This is a genomic window from Acidocella aquatica (genome assembly GCF_030160635.1).
In the GTDB taxonomy this organism is placed as follows: domain Bacteria; phylum Pseudomonadota; class Alphaproteobacteria; order Acetobacterales; family Acetobacteraceae; genus Acidocella; species Acidocella aquatica.
On record NZ_BSOS01000094.1, the window covers coordinates 61356 to 80871 of the forward strand.

The following is a 19516-nucleotide window of genomic DNA, read 5'->3' on the forward strand; positions in this document are numbered from 1 at the left end:
CGCGTCCCATGAACCCCGGCGTCATCGACAACTTCCTCAACGTCTTCACCACCTACATCGATAGCGGGTTTGGCCTGCTGCACGGCGACGTCGCCTATCTCTCTTCCACCCTGATCGCCATCGACATCACACTCGCCGGGCTGTTCTGGGCCTGGGGTGCCGACGAAGACATCATGGCGCGCCTTGTGAAAAAGACGCTCTACATCGGTTTCTTCGCCTACATCATAGGCAACTTTAACGCCCTCGCCGAGATCGTCTTCAACTCCTTCGCGGGCCTCGGCCTGGAAGCCGCGGGCTCAAACCTCTCCGCGACCCAACTTCTGCAACCCGGCCAGTTCGCCCAGATCGGCATCAATGCCGGCATACCCATTCTGCAAGCCGCCGGAAAACTCATGGGCTACACCTCGTTCTTCAATAATTTCGTGCAGATTTTCGTGCTGATGGTGGCGTGGCTTCTCGTGGTCATCGCCTTCTTCGTGCTGGCCATCCAGCTCTTTGTCACGCTGATCGAATTCAAGCTGACCACACTCGCCGGCTTCGTACTCGTGCCCTTCGGCCTGTTCGGCAAAACCGCCTTCCTTGCCGAGAAAGTGCTCGGCAATGTCGTGGCCTCGGGCGTGAAGGTACTGGTCCTCGCCGTCATCGTTGGCATCGGCACCACCCTGTTCAGCCAGTTCACCCAGGGTTTTGGCAACACCCAGCCAACCATCGAGGACGCGCTCTCCCTGGTCCTGGCCTCCCTGTCGCTGCTCGGCCTGGGCATTTTTGGCCCCGGCATCGCCACGGGCTTGCTCTCTGGCGCGCCACAGCTTGGCGCAGGGGCTGCCATTGGCACCGCACTCGCTGCCGGTGGCATTGGCGCCGCGGGTTTGATCGGTTCGGCTGGTGCCCTTCGCGCTGGTGCTGGTGCGCTTGTCGCAGGCACACGGGGTGGCGCGGCTCTCGCAGGCGGCACATCGACCGCCTATCGCCTGGGCGCCGCAGCCTCCGGCGAAGGCGGCATAAAAGGCGCTGCCGCGGGCATGGCCGGTGTCGCCAAGGCAGGTGCCGCCGTGCCACGCGCCATGGCGGCCCGCGTCGCCGACAACTTGAAGCAAAGCTTTGCCGCCGGTGGCCGTGCCGCATTCCAGGCAACCGGCGGTGCACAGCCAAATGCATCGGCCGAGGCCACACCCACCGGTGCCGCCGCAGGCGGTCCACCCGGCTGGGCCCGGCAGATGCGCCGCCGCCAGGCCGTCAGCCACGGCGTCTCCACCGCCACCCATGTCATGCGCTCTGGCGACCATGGCGGCGGCTCCACCAATGTTGATCTTTCGGGAGAGAAATAATGCAGTTCCGCCGCGCCGGCACGCGCTATGGCCGCACCCCCGAGCCCGAAACCCCCTACCAGAAAGCCGCCCAGGTGTGGGACGAGCGCATCGGCTCCGCCCGCGTCCAGGCCCGCAACTGGCGCCTTATCGCCTTTGGAAATTTGCTCCTTGCCATGGGCTTGGCCGGTGGCCTCGTCTGGCAATCCGCGCGCGGCAGCGTCGTCCCTTGGGTGGTGCAAATCGACAGTCTCGGCCAGGCCCAAGCCATCGCCCCCGCCATCGCCGATTACCGCCCGACCGACCCGCAAATTGCCTGGCAACTCGCCCAGTTTATCGAGGACGTGCGCTCGATCCCCGACGATCCCGTCATCGTGCGCCAAAATTGGCTCCGCGCCTACGACTTCACCACCAGCCAGGGCGCGATGGCACTGAACGACTATGCCCGCAACAATGATCCCTTCGCCGACATCGGCAAGGCGCAAGTCGCCGTCGACGTCTCCAGCGTCATCCGCGCCTCTGACAACAGTTTCCAGGTCTCCTGGGTCGAACGCCACTACCAGGACGACAGCCTGGTCTCGACGGAACACTGGACCGCCATCCTCACCATCGTCCTGTCCCCACCCACCGACGCCGATCGCCTGCAGAAAAACCCCCTCGGCGTCTACGTCGACGCCATCAACTGGTCGAAGGAGCTCGACTGATGAAAATTTCCGTCTCCCCGCTGGCCCTATCCGCCGCGCTCGTGCTCGCGGGTTGCGCGACCTACAAACCGCCCAGAATCAGCTACGACACCGCCCCCCAACCGGCAGTGTTGCTCCCGGCACCACCCGCGCCGGTCGACATCGTGCAAATCCCGACACCGCTCCCGCTCCCTGACCAGCTAAAGCCGCTCCCGGCAGGCCCAACCGCACCGGCAGCGTCGTCTAACCCCACGGCGCAAGTGGCCGCGGCGAACGCCGCCGCCCGCATCCAGCCAACCAGCGATGGTTATATCAACGCCATCCAGGTCTACCCCTTCACAGATGGCGCGCTCTACGAGGTCTACGCCGCCCCCGAGGAAATTACCGACATCGCCCTGCAACCCGGCGAGCAACTCGTCGGCTCCGGCCCCGTCGCCGCCGGCGACACTGTCCGCTGGATCATTGGCGACACGACAAGCGGCACAGGCCCAACAACGCAGGTCCACATCCTGGTCAAACCGACACGCCCCGATCTGGTGACCAACCTCATCATCAACACCGACCGCCGCACCTACCACCTGGAACTGCGCTCCACGACAGTGACCTATATGGCCTCGATCTCGTGGAACTATCCAGAAGACGAGCTGATCGCCCTGCAGCAGCAGAACAACGCCGCCGACGCGGCCACACCCACCGCGACCGGTATCGATATTTCCGCACTGAATTTCCGCTACCAGATCGAGGGTGACAACCCACCCTGGCGCCCCTTGCGCGCCTTCGATGACGGCCACCAGGTTTTTATCCAATTCCCAAATGGCATCGGGCAGGGGGACATGCCGCCGCTCTTTGTCATTGGCCCCAGCGGCAAGACGTCCGACCTAGTCAACTACCGGGTGCGCGGCCCCGACATGATCGTCGACACCTTATTTGCCGCCGCTGAACTGCAAATGGGCGACGGCAATTCTGAGCAGCGTGTCCGCATCGTCCGCACCGACGGGACACCGTCACAATGACCGGCCAAGACCCCGGAAACGGCGAAACCCGACCGCTTGCCGCCGAACTCCGGCTGCGGCCAAATCGGCCGAGCGTCACGCGACTCTCGCGCCGGGTGCTGATCGGTCTCGGCACCGTCGCCAGCCTCTCCATCTTCGGCCTGACCTACTGGGCGCTGCAAACACGCGGCGTAAAACCTGAAAACCAGGAACTCTACAACACGCGGAACCAGAACATCGCCGACGGCGTTACCAGCCTGCCGAGCAGTTACAACGACCTGCCAAAACCCACGCCGCCACTCGGGCCGCCACTGCCCGGCGATCTTGGCCCACCAATCCTCCATGCCGAGCAGCAGGGCCGCGTCTCGACGGGCAATGACCAAGCAGACCAGCAACTGGCCCAGGAGCAGAACTCCGCCCGCACCAGCAGCCTGTTCGTTCAAACGGCCACGCCAACGGCCACCTCCGGAACTGGACAGGTCGCGAGTCCCGATCAAGAGCCAGGTTATACCGGCGCCCCTTCGCCAACCGATCCAACGGCTACCCAAAACATGCAGGACCAAAAGCTGGCCTTCCTGAACGGCCCCTCCGACGCGCCCACCGTCAGCCCAGACCGGCTGACCAACGCGGCGTCGCCCTACATCGTCCAGGCCGGATCGGTGATCCCCGCCGCTCTCATCACCGGCATCCGCTCAGACCTGCCCGGCCAAGTCACCGCCCAGGTAACGGAAAATGTCTATGACAGCCCAACCGGTCAATATCTTCTCATCCCCCAAGGCTCAAAGCTGATCGGGGAATACAACAGCGAGGTCGCCTTCGCGCAAAGCCGTGTCCAACTGGTTTGGACCCGGCTGATCCTTCCGAATGGCCGCTCCATTGTTCTGGAGAACCAGCCCGGAGCCGACACCCAAGGCTATTCCGGGCTTCAGGATGGGGTGGACAACCACTGGGGTTCATTATTTGAAGCCGCCCTGCTCTCCACATTCCTGAGCGTCGGCGCCGAGGCAGGAACCGGCAACCAGGAGAACAGCCTCGTCCAGGCCATCCGCAGTGGTGCGTCCGACAGCATCAACCAAACCGGCCAGGAACTCGTCGAACGCGAGCTTAACATCCAGCCGACGCTCACCATCCGGCCGGGGTTTCCGGTTCGGGTGATCGTTAATCGTGACCTAGTCCTCGCGCCATATCAGGGTTAAAGGAGATGGGCATGGTAAAGTTAAAGCTTGGCATGATTCCAGACGACAAGCCCGTGAAACTCACCGTAGAAATCCCAGCCGCAGTTCATCGCGATCTTCTTGCCTATGCTGAGGTGCTCGGACGAGAGACGGGACATCCGGTCACCGACCCAGCACGACTGGTCGCGCCCATGCTGATCCGGTTTATGGCAACCGATCGAGCTTTCGCCAAAATACGACGGGTGGCACAACCTCAACCAACCGACGACCGACCGACACGGTTCGGCACATCGCAACAAGTCAAAGATCCTTGAAGTGACCGCACCCGCCCAGTAAAAATCACGAATACTTGCGAGCTAGCCCCTCTAACGTCATATTTTCAGCAATTGCATCATGCGGGATCAGTACGTAGCTCCACGGCTTTCCGCCATAACTTGCGGCATGTTCCGTAGCGTGACGGCACCATTCGACCGCGACGGCCTTCTTAGCCACCACATCCGGATCGGTCATATTGTTTGATGCCTTAGGCTCCAACATAAAAATGTGTCCTTCGGTCTCAGCCACGAAATCCGGCTGATATTCGAGCTGCTCAACACCTGAGCGGTAAAATAGCTTGAACTGTCCCTTCACCGGCTTGAACCATTTCAGCGATTCCCGTTCCAAAATCACCGCCATTTTGCGTTCGCCGTCGGCCTGGAACTTTTGCTCACGGTATAGGCAACGCTTGAACCCAGCAAATACATACCGCGCCATGTTGCTCTTGTCGGGTGGCGAGATTCGGTAATCAAGCGGCGCATCTCCGGCACTGGCACTATAGGCGCTAGGCAGGAGTTCGGTGAAACCACGCGTTACCACCACTTCATATTCAGCCCGTTGGTCTTGCCAAAAATGTTCTTGCATTTGTGCATGAACAAAACTGGCAATCTCTTTCTTATGCAGTCGCAGCACGTTGCGTGCATCATCCTCCGACAGATAGCCCAGAAAATGGCGCGTCACTTGCCCCGCGAGATCATAGAGTAATTCGGCATTTTCATCGTATGACACATCGTCGAAATCGATTAGGCTACCAACTACGTAATCCTCCAACCTTTGCTCTTCGATATTACCCGTCCCCGTGCCAATGCGATCGATCTGATCCGTACGCAAATGTTGGGCCAATAAGGTATCGTCCGGCGCCTCGTACCTCATCCTTGACAGATCGAGTTTGAAGGGGCGGAAGCCCGACTTCACCTCGCCCTTGGGAACCACCAGGATGCGCGGAATATCAATCGTCTGTTGCACCACCAATTCGCTAGTTTTAGCGATGATCGCGGCAAAATTCGGTTGGGTGATGATGCCCCCCAACTCCATCTGCACCGGGCGATAACTCTTCTCCACCTCAGCCAGCAACGCCGCCTGCACCTCCGGCCGCAGTAAATGCCCTGCACTGGGAATCAGCAACGGTTGTGCCTCTAGTTTGCGGATCGCCGCATAGGCGATCTGCGCAACCCTTTCATCGTCGCCCCCAAACGCCGCCTGATTTTCATGAAACCCACCATAGCTTGGGGCTGCTGGTGCCAAACCAAGCTGCACAGCCAGTTGCGGGGCAGATACCACCGTCACCGTCTTTTGCCCGATCGGATCATCGGACAGGATCAGCTGTTGCAACCGGATAGTCGAGTCGGGCCGCCTTGCTTCGTCAACGATCTCTTGAAAGCGATCATGTGCCACGATGTTCAGCCGGTCGACCGCCATCACCCCGGTGCGTTTGCCATACGGCAGCCGCAAGCCGCGTCCGATCGATTGTTCGATCAAGGTCCTGGCATTCGCCGCGCGCAGCGGCACGATGGTATAAAGATTGGTTACATCCCAACCTTCCTTCAGCATGTTCACATGGATAACGATCTCAGTTGGCTCGTCGGTATGTTCTACCTTCAAAAGCCGCTCAATGGTTTCCTCTTCCTTCACGGATGAATCAACCTGGATTACCTTGTCCTTATACCGCCCCTCAAAAAAGCCATCCGACTGGATCAATCGCATCAATTCAGCTGCGTGGGTGGTGTCGCGCGCAATCACCAGAATAAACGGTTTCACAATCCGCTGGCCGGTCTGGCGGGCATATGTTTCAAGCTCCACCTTCACGCTTTCGTGCAGCCGCACGCCATCTTCCAACTTAATCTGCTGGATCGATTCCGGCGATTTTCCCACCGGACTAAAATTCTCACGTGTAACCACGGCCGGCTCTTTCACAAAGCCGTCTTCCATCGCCCGGGCCAGAGGGTAATCAAAGATCACGTTTTGAAATGCCACAGGACCGCGCGTAGTCTCGACAAACGGCGTCGCGGTTAACTCCAACCCAATCACCGGCTTTAATTCATTGATCGCGCGAATGCCCGCCGATGCCCGGTAGCGGTGCGATTCATCCATGATCAGTACCAGGTCTTTCAGCCCTGCCAGATAATCGAAATAGCTCTCGCCAATTTCCTCACGAAAACTGCGGATACGCGGCGAACGTCCACCCCGCACCTCGGAATTGATCTTGGAAATGTTAAAAATATTGATCGTCGTGGGGAACAAGCTGCCACCGCTGGCAATTTGCCGTTCATAATTCTCGCCCGTCGTAATCACCGGCGGGCTGATCGCAAATTCAGCGATGCCTTTCAGCACATATTTAGGCGTGTTCTGGGTAAAGTCGGCAATCAGCTTGTTATAGATCGTCAGGTTTGGCGCCAGCACAAAGAAATTATTCAGCCCATGCGCCAGATGCAAATAGGCAATAAACGCGCCCATCAACCGCGTCTTGCCCACACCAGTCGCCAATGCAAAACACAGCGAGGGAAAATCGCGTTCAAAATCCTTCACGGTGGGGAATTCGCTGTTGATTGCAGCCAGTGCCGCCTCCAAATCTACCCCCTTTTGCGGTGGCACGATCTCAGTGATGCGGTCGAGGATTTCCAGCGAACGGCGTTGCGGCGCGCGTAAACTTAACCGCCCAGCGATGGCATTGACGTGGCGGTTCATCGCTTATTATCCTTCTTCACAGTCGCCGCAATTTTTTGCAGTTCTTCCAGTTCATCGCCCGCTGCCGCAGCGCTTCTGCGGTTGGCATCGAACAAATCATATTTCTGATGGGCAATCGCCTCGGCCCGAGCCGCCGAGACACTTCCTGCACTCCGCAGCACCGGCAACTCGTTGTTTTTCAGAAACGCGTCCAGAATGGTCTCCCATTCGGCCAACGCAATCTCCTGGCGGCGTTTGCTCCGCAGTTCGGCGGTATCCAGGAACATCGTCACGATCAGGTTCAGTTCCTTCACCTCCGCCTCGCCGAGGTAATTTTTGGCCGTTGTCACATCCCCCTTGCGCACCCGCCCGGCCTTCCAGGTGGTCAGCCCCATATTGGGGGCGTTTTCATTGGCACGGGCCGCGATCAGCTCCGCCGCCGTGTGGTGCGTAACGGCATAGAGCATCTTGTTTTGAATGCTCGCGTAAAACAGCGGAGCGGCATCGGATTTGGCGTTGTAATCCACACTGAGCGCCAAAATATCGCGGATTTTCTGGTAAAACCGCACCTCCGAGGCCCGAATGTCCCGGATGCGCTCCAAAAGCTCGTCGAAATAGTCAAATTTCGGGTCTTTCAGGCGCTTGTCGTCTATGACAAAGCCTTTCAGCAGATATTCTTTCAGCACCGTAGTGGCCCAGCGCCGGAATTGGGTGCCACGTTCGGATCGCACCCGGTAACCCACGGCCAGCACCACCTCCAGGCTATAAAGCCTGACGGGCTTGTCCGAATGAGCAATGTGCATAATTTGCACATTGCTCACCTCATCCAACTCGCCGCTCGTAAACAAATTGCCGATATGCTTGGTAATCACCGACCGTTCACGGTCAAACAAGGCCGCCATCTGCTCTTGGGTCAGCCAAGCGGTGCCCCCGATAGACCGCAGTTGGATGTCGATCTTGCCATCCTCGGTGGTATAAAGGATCAGCTCGCCCTCGCTCATTTGCGCCCCCGTTTACCGGGGCTGGGCGAGGCGCCGAATAAATCGCTGGGGTCGGGCGCCAGCGGGGGCGGGGCTTCCTCTACCGGCGGACGCACGGGCCTGGGCGGTGCTTTGGGCAGGTTCTCCACATTCAGGCTGTAATCATCATGCCCCCACTCACAGCGGTTCTTGATGTGGTTGGGGATCTTCTTCACGGTCAAGTTCTCAAACCTGTCCGTCCGCCCGCGAAAGGCGGAGCATAGCACCAGCAGCGAGCGATCGGCTCCCACCTCCTCACTCAAATGCGCCAGTTGCTCCAGCGAGAGCGTTTGGGTGGTGACATAGATAAAATCACGCTCCGTCGAGGCGCCATGTTGCCAATAGAGCGTATCGCTGGGCGCATAAACAAACCCCTCCAGCTTGCACAAAGCCTCGGCCAGCATGGCCGCATTATACGCCTTGCTGATGACCTCGCGTCCATAGCGGTCTGTCTCCAGCAGCGAAGGTGCAAGGCGGAAGTAGCGGAATCCGCCGCCACCTTCCCAGCCCATTGCTTCGGTGATGCCGCCTTTGTCGTCGCCATCGATCACTTTGCGCAGGCGAGGGATGATATGGGTATGGCAATGCTCACCCAACTCGATCATGATCCAGCGTCGGCCCATCTTGTGGGCGACAGCGCCAGTGGTGCCCGAACCAGCGAAGGAATCGAGGACGAGATCGCCGTGGGCCGTGGCAATTTCCAGGATCCGCTTTATCAGGCGCTCGGGCTTCGGTGTGGAGAAAGGAGTCTCTGGAAACAACTTATCAATTTCAAGTTTTGATTCTTGATTATGACCAGTTTCATCAAACCCCCAAATACTCCGTGGCACTATTTTTTTGGTCTCGGTAAGAAACTTCTTGATTCGGGGCATGGTTCCAGTTCCACCCTTCCCCCAGTAAAGAAGATTGTTTTCCACATTTTTCTGGTGCGTGTTAATATCATATGCCCACACCCGCGTTTTACTCGGCAAAATTTCTTTTCGAGTAAACGGATTCGTAATGGGATAATACAAATTCGGTCTCTCATCGGACGACTTAGCGCAGGTGTACGCAGCAGAGTTCCAATCTCCGCGAGGATCATTGTCGGGGTTTTTGTAATATTCAAGTTGTGATTCAGAACGATTTAAGCGATTTGGCCGCCAGTTTTCTTTGTTAACCGCATAGACTAGAACGTGATCGAAATCCGCACTGAAATATTTTGCATCATTCGCGGGCGAAACTCGTTTGTGCCACGCAAGATTGGCAACAAAATTTCGACGCCCAAATACCTCGTCGCAAAGCACTTTCAAATAATGTGCTTCATTATCGTCGATCGTGATCCACAGCGAACCATCATCCGCTAATAGCCGTCGAATAATCTCCAGCCGATCTCGCATTAATGACAGCCAGATAGAATGCTCCACCCCATCATCATAATGCTCAAACGCACTGCCAGTGTTGTAGGGCGGGTCGATGAACACACATTTCACCTTCCCCGCGAACTCCTGCTCCAATGCCTTCAATGCCAGCAAATTATCGCCAAAGATCAGCCGGTTATCAAAGAGATCATTGTCACCCACCATATGCCGCGCATGATAGGACAGCGCCGCATCCTCCAACAAAATCCGCGGCTCCAACTGCGGCCGGTTTTCCTTACCCACCCACGTGAGTTCTAGTTTTTGCTTTTTAGCCATAAGTCAATCAACCTGGTTTCTTGAGAGGATGGAGGCGCCGTGTATCACCGCTATTCCTCCAGTAACTGCCTGATTTGTCGTTGCTCGGCCATCCATGAACCGGACAGGTTAGGGCATCGATTAACGCGACAACTTGGCTTGAAAAGCCGATGGCATCAGAGTCGAGCATTTCAAATGAAATCGACTTGAAATGCGCGCCAAACGCATTTCGCGCCTGAAATATTCGTTGCAACTCGTCGAGACAAGCTTTTAATTCGACTGTGACCGCTGTTGGTTGGTTTCCATTCTCCGGCTTGTCTCTGATCTCAACTTTCAGAGCTTCACGCAACTTCTTGTCTATCGCCTGGAGGAAATCACCGATTGTATAAGTGGAATTTGTCCGCCGGGGCAGACTGCATTCATATTTCTGGGTTAAATAATCGAGCGCTGCCTCAAGAATAACACCCGCCTTGCTGCATATCGCTTGTGGGTCAACCGGGTTAGCGCTCAGCAAAGTTTTCAACCGATCAATTTCAGGAATTGAATTTACAGAACGTATACCATTGCCGATCGTCCAGCCATGCAATTCAATAAATTGGCAGGGTTGGTCGGGCTTGAGCCAGCCCCACCGATATTTCTCGCGCCATGGTCGGTAATGCGTTGTCACAATCGTATGACGAAATTTTTCGCTGACGCCATAAATCATTTGAATCACTCGCTCAACATGCGGCTCATCTACGCTGCCCAGAACATCATCAAGGATTAGAATGGTTTCCTTCGCTCGATCACGTAGCGCGAGCGCCAGGAAGACACAAAGCCCCAACGTATCCAAATGCGACTGGCTATAATAGGCTTGTGGAGGCGCCTCTTGTCCTGAAAATTTTGCCTTGAGCTCTAACGATGCTCTCTTATCAGGGTCAAGGGGCAACGCAATTTTATCTAAACCCTCACCAGGGTGAACATCCTCATAAAGTTTGCCAACTTGCTCTGCGATTTCCTTGATAATTCCGTCCGTGAAAGCCTGACGCTCAGCAACACAGATTTTTAACGCCTCTTCAATCTGCGGAACCAGCGCCCCTAGCTCGATTCTCCTTCCATGATTGTTCTCATAGCCGTCTAATGCAGATGCGAGGGCGGTAATAAACTGCTTTTCTCCTCGCCACGAATTTTCCCTCACCGCCCATGAATCTGCGGCGGGCACAGCGGACAAAAGCCATGCCGGCAGGTCTTTCAAGTCTCCGGGAGGCGAGTTATCGGGTAGATGCACGTCGCCGGACCATTGATGCCCTGCCTTTGCTGCCTCGTATGCCTTTGTGCCTTGGCTATAATCGACGCCAATCTGCAGTCGAATCGCTTCAGTTTTACTTAGCGCATCTTTCTGCTTCTTCCATTCCGTATTAGCGGCCTGTAGGGCGCTAAATTGGCCTAGGCGCTCTTTGATTGCTTCTTCCAAACCAGATACATTTTCAGTGCTTTGGCATAGTGGACATTCTGAAATCAATGTATGTGCATGCAGATATGCTTGCCCAGCTTCAAGCAACTCCAATAAATCATTCGCCCCGTCGCTTGCCTGAGCGGCCGCTTCCGTGCGGGCTTTTTCAGCTTTCGTGACGGCTAATTTTACGACTTCAAGAGCCTCTTGGTTGACGCTAGTCCTTTCTGAAAAATCCTTTAGCGCTTGAAATGCCAACCGCAATTTCCCTATCGCAGCGATATCAGAAGTTAGACTTGTTGCTGGAGCTGCCAACTTACTTTTGGCCCATGAGACGGGATTTTTACCAGCAGGATTTTCGGCTGCATCATAATACTCTTGCAGAGAGACTAGATTTTGGTCTTCAATAAGTTGAGCGTTATCTCTCTCGACAGCGATACGTTTTCCAAGTTGACGAAGCGCTTCCTCGGATGTCTCGAAAGGCGCGATATCGATAAACCGTTTTATCTCTTCATATCTCTTCGCGGGCGCAGCTTCGATCAATGCCAGTATTTGTTGACGCCGGAGAAGTTCAATACGCGGCTTGGCACTATGTGGCGCAACAGAATATTTTTTGCCAACAAGGCTACCGCTACAATCTCCATTGGACGACTTTAGAACTACCAATAAGTCCGAACCAGTCTTGCCAGCAGTATGCCAAAATTTTGTAAGTGCCGATCCCATGCCACGGTCTTCGAGCGAACCAACCTTCTCCTTCGCGAGGAATTCAAATGCATCGCAAATTGTAGTTTTTCCCGTACCATTTTCTCCGTAGATCAGCGTAAATTTTCGATCCTTTTCAAAACCAATCGTAAAATTTGATGATGAGCCACGGAATGCAGATAAAGACAATGATTTAAGAGAGTTTGAACTCATGGCTGTTCGCTCTTCGCAATGGCAAGCTCAATATCCAGTTTCCAATCCTCGCCCTTCATTGTGCCAGCAGCAATTTTTGTGACGAGTTGTTCCCGTTTATCCGCACGGAGCAACTTCTTTTCGATTAGTCGGTCCACCAAAATTTTTGCCAATTGTGAAGACGGTGTTTCCAACTCTGTCATACCAGCACCCATCGTAAAGTGAACAACGACTCAGTTTTAATATTTTGACGTAGTTTGCCTTCAATTTGGGCGATCAACGTGCCGCGCTGACGGTCGATCTCGTCCTGTGCTTCAAATAAATTACGGCGCTTGGTGGTACGTAAATGCTCCAGAGATTTAATCTGCTTCTGCCCCGCCAGCTTGTCTTCCAGACCAAGGGCCGCCAATGCTGCCCGGCGGGCTTCTTTGATCTGGCGGTCTATCTCCTTGATCTCGCGTTCCAACCCGAGTTTCAGATCATCGGCCCAGCATTCCAACTTGTCAGCCTCGGCCTCAAAAAATTTTACATTACGGTCGGCGTTAGCTTGGCGGATACGGCCAGCCTGGTCATCCCAATGCGTCTCCAAACTCGTCAACGGGCCCTCCGGCAACATGTCCATCTCGCCCATTGTAGCAGCTAACCCCAACAAACGCTTAGCGGCATCTGGGCTGATCGCGGTGCCGTTGTCAGCTTCCCCCGCCAAAATGATATGATCTTCAGGCGCATCCAGCGCTTCAATGGTAAATAGCCGTGCGATGAGCCAACCGCTCTGGCCGCGCAGAGGTTCCAGCGCACTGATCTTGCCGCTGTGGCTACTGAAATCAAACCGCACTTCGTGAGCGGCTGATCCATGCGCTTTGGCCCGTGCCACGACCGCTTCGCCCAATGGGTGATTGATACGGTATAAATGCGCTTCGCCTGACCGGCGTGGCAATTCGTACAAGCCCAGCGGCACAGCCCGGGCGTCCGCCCAGGGCGGGCATTCGCGTAACGCGAAGGCGCCGGTTGCCGGAAAATCGGCATAGGGTGCCAATTCATGCCGGGTAAGGCGCAGTAACTGTTCCTCAAATCGTCCCAGATAATCTTTTGCCTCACTGTTGCGGGATTTCAGCTTCTCTCGCACCTCATCATCAAAATTCTCCAGTAATTTCTGCCTCGTTTGGCTCATGGCCTGGTTGATTTCCAGACTCATATCCCGCTGCAACTGGTCGAAGGCGGCCTTGATCTCGTCAGTCTGCCGGCATTGCTGGTAAATGCCAGAAATGCGTTTTTCAAAATCGACGCCGGATTCAATCACGCCAAGAACCTCGTCGCTGGCGCCAAACACACCTTCAAATAATTTAAATTTTTCAGACAGCAATTCATAGACGCGCTGATCGGCCTCGTTCTTGCGATTGATGAAATTCACCACCACCACGTCGTGCTTTTGGCCGTAGCGATGGCAGCGGCCAATGCGCTGTTCAATGCGTTGCGGGTTCCATGGCAGGTCGTAATTCACAACCAGCGAACAAAATTGCAGGTTGATCCCCTCCGCACCCGCCTCAGTAGCGATCATGATGCGGCCCTGGTCTCGGAAATAATCCACCAGGGCGGATCGCATATCGGCGGTACGCGAACCGGTAATGCGGTCGGTGTCTTTGTGATGCGCATACCAAGCGTTGTAAATTTTCTTCGAGGCTTCGTCGGTGTTGGTGCCGTTGAACAGCACGATGCCGTCGCTGTAGGGACTTACGCTAAGCAGTCGCAGCAAATAGGCTTGGGTACGGCGGGATTCTGTGAAGATGATGGCTTTCTGCGCAGCGCCCAACTCATCGGCTTTGGCAAAGGCCACCTTCAATGCTTTTAACAGCGCTTTTCCTTTGGCATTCTCTTCAATCGAAGTGGCAAGCTTGGCAAAACCATCCAAATCGGCAATTTCGGCGGCAATGGCGCGGCGGTCGGCTTCGGTCAAAGGCTCCGGTGCGTCCTCGTCCCATTCGTCGGCGGTCTCGTCCAGTGCCTCGTAATCTTCGCCCAGATCGAGTTCACTAAATTTATCGTCGTCGGCCAGCTTGCCGCGTAGACGTTGGGCAATGGAATTAAGCGCGCCTGCGATGGCGAAGCTGGACGAGGCCAGCAGCTTGCGCAGAACCAGGGTCATCAGCGAGCGTTGGCCAGAGGGCAAGGCTTGCAAGTTTTCGCGACGTAGATAATCGGAGACAAGCTGATATAGCCGGTCTTCGCTCTCCTCGGGGGTAAATTCTTCCACGATCGGGAAGCGTTTGGTGTAGGGCACATAGGTGGTCACTTGCCGTCGCAAGGTACGGTGGCAGATAGGTTTCAGCCTATCGCGTAACTGGCTGAATACCCGGTCGGGGGCAGCCGCCATGAACTGCTCACGGAAGCTCTTCAGATCACCGAAACTGTATTCATCAATAAAACTGACCAGACCATAAAGCTCAAGCAGTGAGTTTTGCAAAGGCGTCGCAGTGAGGAGCAGCTTTTGCTTGCCTGACAACGCGCCTTTCAATGTGTTAGCGATGACATTGGAAGGTTTATAGACGTTACGCAGCCTGTGGGCTTCGTCGATCACTACCAAATCCCAAGGGGTTGCCGCAACGTCGGCGGCTTTGCTGCAGGCGAATTGGTAGGAACAGATGACGACGGTGTTGTCCTGGGTAAACGGGCGGAAATTGCCCGCCTTTATGGCCTGATTGTAGGATTTCGCCTCGATAATGGCGCAACGCAGGAAAAACTTCTCGGTCAGCTCCTGATGCCATTGCTTACGCAAGTTTGATGGTGCGATGACCAAAATTGCCCGTTTGCGCTCGGCCCAGCGTTGCGAGATGACCAGTCCGGCCTCGATCGTCTTGCCGAGGCCCACTTCATCCGCCAGCAAGGCTCCTTTGGAGAAGGGGGAGGCAAAGGCGAACAAGGCTGCATCGACCTGATGAGGGTTGAGGTCCACTTGCGCTCCCGCGACAGCGCTGGCCATGCGCTCGCCATCATCCGGCGCTTGGCGGCGAGTGAGGTCGTAGGCAAAGTATTTGGCCTGGAAGTCGGTGATCATGCCAGGCATAGGGCGGCGCGAATGGCAACTATAGCGTCCGTCAACAGGTTACCCTCGCGTATAAGTGGAATGAAGCCATCCTTAGGTATCACCACGAATCGGCAATCGTGAAGGGATTTTTAGGAAACGCGGTAGCGAGGTTCGTGGACATTGGGGGGCGCACCCAGCCCCCGAATTTGATTAGACTATCCGGGGCTATAAAGGCGCCGAAAACGGTCAGCATCTAGTGTAACGTCACCCAAACCGCTCGAAGTCCGTCTCAGCCAGTCTCACCCGAACAGTTTTCTTGGCTTAACTTACTGAAGTGAATGCTGAAGATAAGCCGGACTGAATCGGGGGACAACCCATTACGACCAAAATCGATCTGACCATGCGGCCTGAACAGTGAGTGCAAAAGCGGTCAATATGCGCCGAGTCGACCGGTTCCAAGGCCTCCCCAAGCCGCCAATCCTAAATCAAACGCTCATTGCTATAGAGCCGACTGGATTCAGCTCCTTGAGTGCGCTTGCTTCCGTAGTGCTTCCGTGGCTAAAAACCACTCCGGTGTCGGAATGGATTAACTTAACAACACATTGATTTTACTAAGAAAATTGGCGGACCCGACGCGATTCGAACGCGTGACCTTTGCCTTCGGAGGGCAACGCTCTATCCAGCTGAGCTACGGGTCCGTACCGCGGCGCTTCTATCTGAAAACCCGGCACCCGGCAACGGCAATGGGATATTTCAGCTTTTACAATCTAATGCCATCATCTCCCGCGCCAAACGGATCAGCGGCAGATGGTCCGGCACCGCGAACTGGCTGGCCCGCAGGCTCATGATCTCCGCCACCTGCACGGCCTTCGCATCGTCACCCGGCTGCAACGGCAGTTCGCGTAAATCCCCCGGCAGCCTGAAGCAGAACCCCTGCGTGGAGACGCCGAAAACGTCGCCCTGCCGTATGCTGGTGCCGGGCAGGTTGTTCCACGCCACGCGAATGTCGAACGGACGGTCATACAAGCGGCGCCCGACCGGCCCCGCCGTCCCCTCCCGCAGCAGCCTTTCGTCCACGCCGGTCTCCTCCACCGCCTCGCGGATCGCCGCGTCCAGTGGGTTTTCCACCCCGCCGTCCACCTCATCAATAAACCCGCCCGGCAGCGCCAGCAGCCCGGCGCCGGGATGATGCAGCCGCGTGATCAGCACCACCTGGCCATATTCATCGAGCAAAATGGCATCCGCCGCATGGCGCAGATGCAGCGCCACATCACCTGTGCCAGGCAGGCTCACGCGGCCCAGATCATGCACCGCATGGCTGGGAATATCCCCAAAACACCCCGCGATAAAGCGATCGGTGATTTGGCGCTGCAATGCTGCATCGACAATCATATGGTCTTTAACGGCTTCCACAGGCCCCTCCACAACGAAAAAGGGGCACCCCGTGAGGTGCCCCTTGTTTTCTGTTCAGGCCGCGTCGCCTGAGGCGCGGTCGGCGCGCTTGCGGGCGTTGGGGTCCAGGTGCTTCTTGCGCAGGCGCACGGCGCTGGGGGTCACTTCCACCAGCTCATCGTCCTCAACATAGGCAATGGCCTGCTCCAGCGTCATCTTGCGGGGCGGCACCAGCAACAGCGCCTCATCCTTGCCGGCGGCGCGGATATTGGTGAGCTTCTTCTCGCGGACCGGGTTGATGTCCAAATCGTTCTCGCGCGAATGCTCGCCCAGGATCATGCCAACATAAACCTTCTCGCCCGGCGAGACGAACAGCGTCCCGCGGTCCTGCAGGGCGAACAGCGAGTATTGCACGGCCTCGCCATCCTCGGATGAGATGAGAGCGCCGTTGCGGCGGCCCTCGATCTTGCCTTTCCAGGGGCCGTAGCCCGCAAAAAGGCGGTTCATCACGCCGGTGCCGCGCGTGTCGGTGAGGAACTCGCCATGGTAGCCGATCAGCCCGCGCGAGGGGATACGGAACGTCAGGCGCTGCTTGCCGCCGCCGGAGGGGCGGATGTCGGAAAGCTCGCCCTTGCGGCGCGACATTTTGTCAACAACCGCGCCGGCATAAGGCTCGTCCACGTCGATCAGGCACTCTTCATACGGTTCTTCGCGCTCGCCGGTCTCTTCGTTGGTGCGGGTCAGCACGCGCGGGCGGCCGATGGTCAGCTCAAATCCCTCACGGCGCATCTGCTCGATGAGCACGCCAAGCTGAAGTTCGCCACGGCCGGAAACCTCGAACGCATCGGTCTCGGAGCTGTCGGCCACCATGATGGCGACATTGCCCTCGGCCTCGCGGTAGAGCCGGTCGCGGATCTGGCGCGACGTCACCTTCTTGCCTTCGCGCCCGGCCAGCGGGCTGTCATTGATGCGGAAGGTCATGGAGAGGGTCGGCGGATCGATCGGGGTGGCGGGCAGGGGGCCCTGCAGATCCATCGAGCCGATGGTATGCGGGATGGTGGCGTCGGTCAGGCCCGCGACGGCGATGATGTCGCCGGCTGAAACCTCATCAACTGAAACCCGGTCCAGGCCGCGGAAGGAGAGCAGCTTGGTCAGGCGGCCGGTCTCAACCACCGTGCCATCCAGGCGGTAGACCTTCACCGGCATGTTCACGGTGGCGCGGCCCTGCTCGACACGCCCAGTCAGCACGCGGCCGAGGAAGGTGTCGGACTCCAGGATGGAGGCAACCATGCCAAACGGCGCATCGACATTCAAATTAGGCGCCGCAACGTGGGAAAGGATAAGGTCGAACAACGGCGTCAGGCTCTCGCGCGGGTCTGCGAGGTCCTTCACAGCCCAGCCCTGGCGGCCCGAGGCAAACAGCATCGGGAAGTCGAGCTGTTCCTCATTGGCGTCCAGCGCCGCGAAGAGGTCGAACATCTCGTTATGCACGTCATCCGGCCGGGCGTCGCCACGGTCGATCTTGTTGACGACCACAATCGGCTTCAACCCGCGCGCCAGCGCCTTGCCAAGCACGAACTTGGTCTGCGGCAACACGCCCTCGGCGGCATCCACCAAAATCACGGCGCCATCCACCATGTTCAAAATCCGCTCAACCTCGCCGCCGAAATCGGCGTGGCCAGGGGTATCGACGATGTTGATGCGCACATCGTTCCACACCACCGAGGCAACCTTGGCGAGAATGGTGATGCCGCGTTCCTTTTCGAGGTCGTTGCGGTCGAGCGCGCGCTCGGTCACGGCCTGGTGCGCGGCATAGGCGCCGGACTGCTTGAGCAGCTGGTCGACAAGCGTGGTTTTGCCATGGTCAACGTGTGCGATGATGGCGACATTGCGGATCTTTGGAGCGGACATTTTTGACGGGCCTGACAGTTAGTGCAGTACAGTTAGTGCAATGCTTGGGCCGCTGCCTCGTCTGAACGGAGCAACGGCCCAAAAATCGCGCGGAAGATTTCCCGCTCCGCATAGCCATATTGCGCCGCAAAAGCGAGGGCTAAAAAACAATTGCTGCCCTGCGGCGGCATGTAACCGGAAAATTCACGGAATTGCGACCCGAAAGCCTCGCCAGCTTCGGGCCATTTGCGTAAGGATTCGGGCCGAGGGAGGCGGGATTGGCTTGAAACACTTGTCGCTTGGCACGATTCCACGAAAAGCGGGTCCGCTGGCAACAGGATTGCTGGTAACCGGGCTGCTGGCAATGCTGGCGCGCGCGGCATGGGCTGATCTGCCGCCCGGCCAGGCCTGCGGCATCGCCGGGCACGCAGCCGAACAGGCCGCCGCCCTGCCAGCCAACCTGCTGGTCTCCATCGGCATGGTGGAAAGCGGCCACCCCGACCCGCTCACCGGCCGCATCGCCCCCTGGCCCTGGACGGTCAACGCCGGCGGCAACGGCCAATATTTCATGGATAAAGCCGCCGCCGAAGCCTTCGTCCGCCTCGCCTTATCCTCCGGCGTGCGCGATATTGACGTCGGCTGCTTCCAGATCAGCCTGCAAAACCACCCCGGCGCCTTCGCCACCCTCGATGACGCCTTCGACCCGGTCGAAAACGCCAATTACGCCGCCGGCTTCCTCAACCGCCTGAAAAGCCAGACCGGCTCCTGGAACACGGCCATCGCCGATTATCACTCCGCCGAACCCGACCTTGGCCTACCCTACCAGCGCCATGTCCTCGCCGTCTGGCACGGCCTGGGCCTCATTCCGCCTGGTCTCGACTCCCAATTAGCCGACGCCGCCCTCACCGCGCCCGACCCTTACGTCATCCTGATGTCCCCCGCCGCCCGCCGCATCCATGTCTACACCCCGGCCAGCCCCCCCGGCGCCGGGCTGCCGCGCGGCCTCCCCCGGGTGATCACGCCATAAAAAAAAGGCCAGAGGATGATCCCCTGGCCTTTTTGCGCGCGGTACCGCCCGG

General features: G+C 57.4%; 14 protein-coding genes and 1 tRNA gene. 6 read left to right on the forward strand and 9 right to left on the reverse strand.

Annotated elements, in window-relative coordinates; all coding sequences use genetic code 11:
• Nucleotides 1–8: 8 nt before the first annotated feature.
• The 5 genes from trbL to QQJ84_RS17195 are packed head-to-tail and all read left to right on the forward strand — an operon-like array spanning nucleotide 9 to nucleotide 4471.
• Nucleotides 9–1328, forward strand: a complete 1320-nt coding sequence (gene trbL, locus QQJ84_RS17175; protein ID WP_284259541.1) for a P-type conjugative transfer protein TrbL — start codon at nucleotides 9–11, stop codon at nucleotides 1326–1328.
• Nucleotides 1328–2011 carry a conjugal transfer protein TrbF gene (gene trbF / locus QQJ84_RS17180; RefSeq protein ID WP_284259542.1) on the forward strand — a complete coding sequence of 228 codons (684 nt, stop codon included), beginning with the start codon at nucleotides 1328–1330 and terminating at the stop codon, nucleotides 2009–2011. The genes trbL and trbF overlap by 1 nt, the downstream gene beginning before the upstream one ends.
• Nucleotides 2011–3003: a P-type conjugative transfer protein TrbG gene (gene trbG, locus QQJ84_RS17185; protein WP_284259543.1), complete on the forward strand. Its 993-nt coding sequence runs from the start codon at nucleotides 2011–2013 to the stop codon at nucleotides 3001–3003. Before trbF ends, trbG begins: the two co-directional genes overlap by 1 nt.
• A complete protein-coding gene (locus QQJ84_RS17190) occupies nucleotides 3000–4178 on the forward strand; it encodes a TrbI/VirB10 family protein (RefSeq protein WP_284259544.1) in 1179 nt (392 codons plus the stop codon). The genes trbG and QQJ84_RS17190 overlap by 4 nt, the downstream gene beginning before the upstream one ends.
• A gap of 11 nt (nucleotides 4179–4189) precedes the next feature.
• Nucleotides 4190–4471: a DUF2274 domain-containing protein gene (locus tag QQJ84_RS17195; protein ID WP_284259545.1), complete on the forward strand. Its 282-nt coding sequence runs from the start codon at nucleotides 4190–4192 to the stop codon at nucleotides 4469–4471.
• A 25-nt stretch (nucleotides 4472–4496) separates the two neighbouring features.
• Here the strand turns inward: QQJ84_RS17195 and QQJ84_RS17200 are convergent, their stop codons facing one another.
• From QQJ84_RS17200 to typA, 9 genes are all read right to left on the reverse strand, one after another.
• Nucleotides 4497–7157, reverse strand: a complete 2661-nt coding sequence (locus tag QQJ84_RS17200; RefSeq protein ID WP_284259547.1) for a DEAD/DEAH box helicase — start codon at nucleotides 7155–7157, stop codon at nucleotides 4497–4499.
• Nucleotides 7154–8137, reverse strand: coding sequence for a RhuM family protein (rhuM, locus tag QQJ84_RS17205; RefSeq protein WP_284259548.1), 984 nt, complete (start codon nucleotides 8135–8137; stop codon nucleotides 7154–7156). The genes QQJ84_RS17200 and rhuM overlap by 4 nt, the downstream gene beginning before the upstream one ends.
• A complete protein-coding gene (locus tag QQJ84_RS17210; RefSeq protein WP_284259549.1) occupies nucleotides 8134–9828 on the reverse strand; it encodes a site-specific DNA-methyltransferase in 1695 nt (564 codons plus the stop codon). Before QQJ84_RS17210 ends, rhuM begins: the two co-directional genes overlap by 4 nt.
• A 7-nt stretch (nucleotides 9829–9835) precedes the next feature.
• Nucleotides 9836–12154, reverse strand: a complete 2319-nt coding sequence (locus QQJ84_RS17215; protein WP_284259550.1) for a hypothetical protein — start codon at nucleotides 12152–12154, stop codon at nucleotides 9836–9838.
• Nucleotides 12151–12336 carry a hypothetical protein gene (locus tag QQJ84_RS17220; RefSeq protein ID WP_284259551.1) on the reverse strand — a complete coding sequence of 62 codons (186 nt, stop codon included), beginning with the start codon at nucleotides 12334–12336 and terminating at the stop codon, nucleotides 12151–12153. The genes QQJ84_RS17215 and QQJ84_RS17220 overlap by 4 nt, the downstream gene beginning before the upstream one ends.
• Nucleotides 12333–15185 (reverse strand): SNF2-related protein, encoded by a 2853-nt coding sequence (locus QQJ84_RS17225; RefSeq protein ID WP_284259552.1) that lies wholly within the window; start codon nucleotides 15183–15185, stop codon nucleotides 12333–12335. Before QQJ84_RS17225 ends, QQJ84_RS17220 begins: the two co-directional genes overlap by 4 nt.
• Nucleotides 15186–15776: 591 nt before the next feature.
• Nucleotides 15777–15853 (reverse strand) — tRNA-Arg (locus QQJ84_RS17230).
• Nucleotides 15854–15908: 55 nt separating this feature from the next.
• Complete coding sequence (locus QQJ84_RS17235) at nucleotides 15909–16568, reverse strand: NUDIX hydrolase (RefSeq protein WP_284259553.1); 660 nt, start codon at nucleotides 16566–16568, stop codon at nucleotides 15909–15911.
• 54 nt (nucleotides 16569–16622) lie between these two features.
• Nucleotides 16623–18458 (reverse strand): translational GTPase TypA, encoded by a 1836-nt coding sequence (gene typA, locus QQJ84_RS17240; RefSeq protein ID WP_284259554.1) that lies wholly within the window; start codon nucleotides 18456–18458, stop codon nucleotides 16623–16625.
• Between the two features lie 262 nt (nucleotides 18459–18720).
• Here typA and QQJ84_RS17245 point away from each other — a divergent pair, with 262 nt between their 5' ends.
• Nucleotides 18721–19464 carry a transglycosylase SLT domain-containing protein gene (locus tag QQJ84_RS17245; RefSeq protein WP_284259555.1) on the forward strand — a complete coding sequence of 248 codons (744 nt, stop codon included), beginning with the start codon at nucleotides 18721–18723 and terminating at the stop codon, nucleotides 19462–19464.
• Nucleotides 19465–19516 lie beyond the last annotated feature (52 nt).

Bases quoted from the DNA above. Each gene is read 5' to 3' on its own strand.
- trbL (WP_284259541.1), top strand. From the start codon at position 9: ATGAACCCCGGCGTCATCGACAACTTCCTCAACGTCTTCACCACCTAC.
- trbF (WP_284259542.1), top strand. From the start codon at position 1,328: ATGCAGTTCCGCCGCGCCGGCACGCGCTATGGCCGCACCCCCGAGCCC.
- trbG (WP_284259543.1), top strand. From the start codon at position 2,011: ATGAAAATTTCCGTCTCCCCGCTGGCCCTATCCGCCGCGCTCGTGCTC.
- QQJ84_RS17190 (WP_284259544.1), top strand. From the start codon at position 3,000: ATGACCGGCCAAGACCCCGGAAACGGCGAAACCCGACCGCTTGCCGCC.
- QQJ84_RS17195 (WP_284259545.1), top strand. From the start codon at position 4,190: ATGGTAAAGTTAAAGCTTGGCATGATTCCAGACGACAAGCCCGTGAAA.
- QQJ84_RS17200 (WP_284259547.1), bottom strand. From the start codon at position 7,157: ATGAACCGCCACGTCAATGCCATCGCTGGGCGGTTAAGTTTACGCGCG.
- rhuM (WP_284259548.1), bottom strand. From the start codon at position 8,137: ATGAGCGAGGGCGAGCTGATCCTTTATACCACCGAGGATGGCAAGATC.
- QQJ84_RS17210 (WP_284259549.1), bottom strand. From the start codon at position 9,828: ATGGCTAAAAAGCAAAAACTAGAACTCACGTGGGTGGGTAAGGAAAAC.
- QQJ84_RS17215 (WP_284259550.1), bottom strand. From the start codon at position 12,154: ATGAGTTCAAACTCTCTTAAATCATTGTCTTTATCTGCATTCCGTGGC.
- QQJ84_RS17220 (WP_284259551.1), bottom strand. From the start codon at position 12,336: ATGACAGAGTTGGAAACACCGTCTTCACAATTGGCAAAAATTTTGGTG.
- QQJ84_RS17225 (WP_284259552.1), bottom strand. From the start codon at position 15,185: ATGATCACCGACTTCCAGGCCAAATACTTTGCCTACGACCTCACTCGC.
- typA (WP_284259554.1), bottom strand. From the start codon at position 18,458: ATGTCCGCTCCAAAGATCCGCAATGTCGCCATCATCGCACACGTTGAC.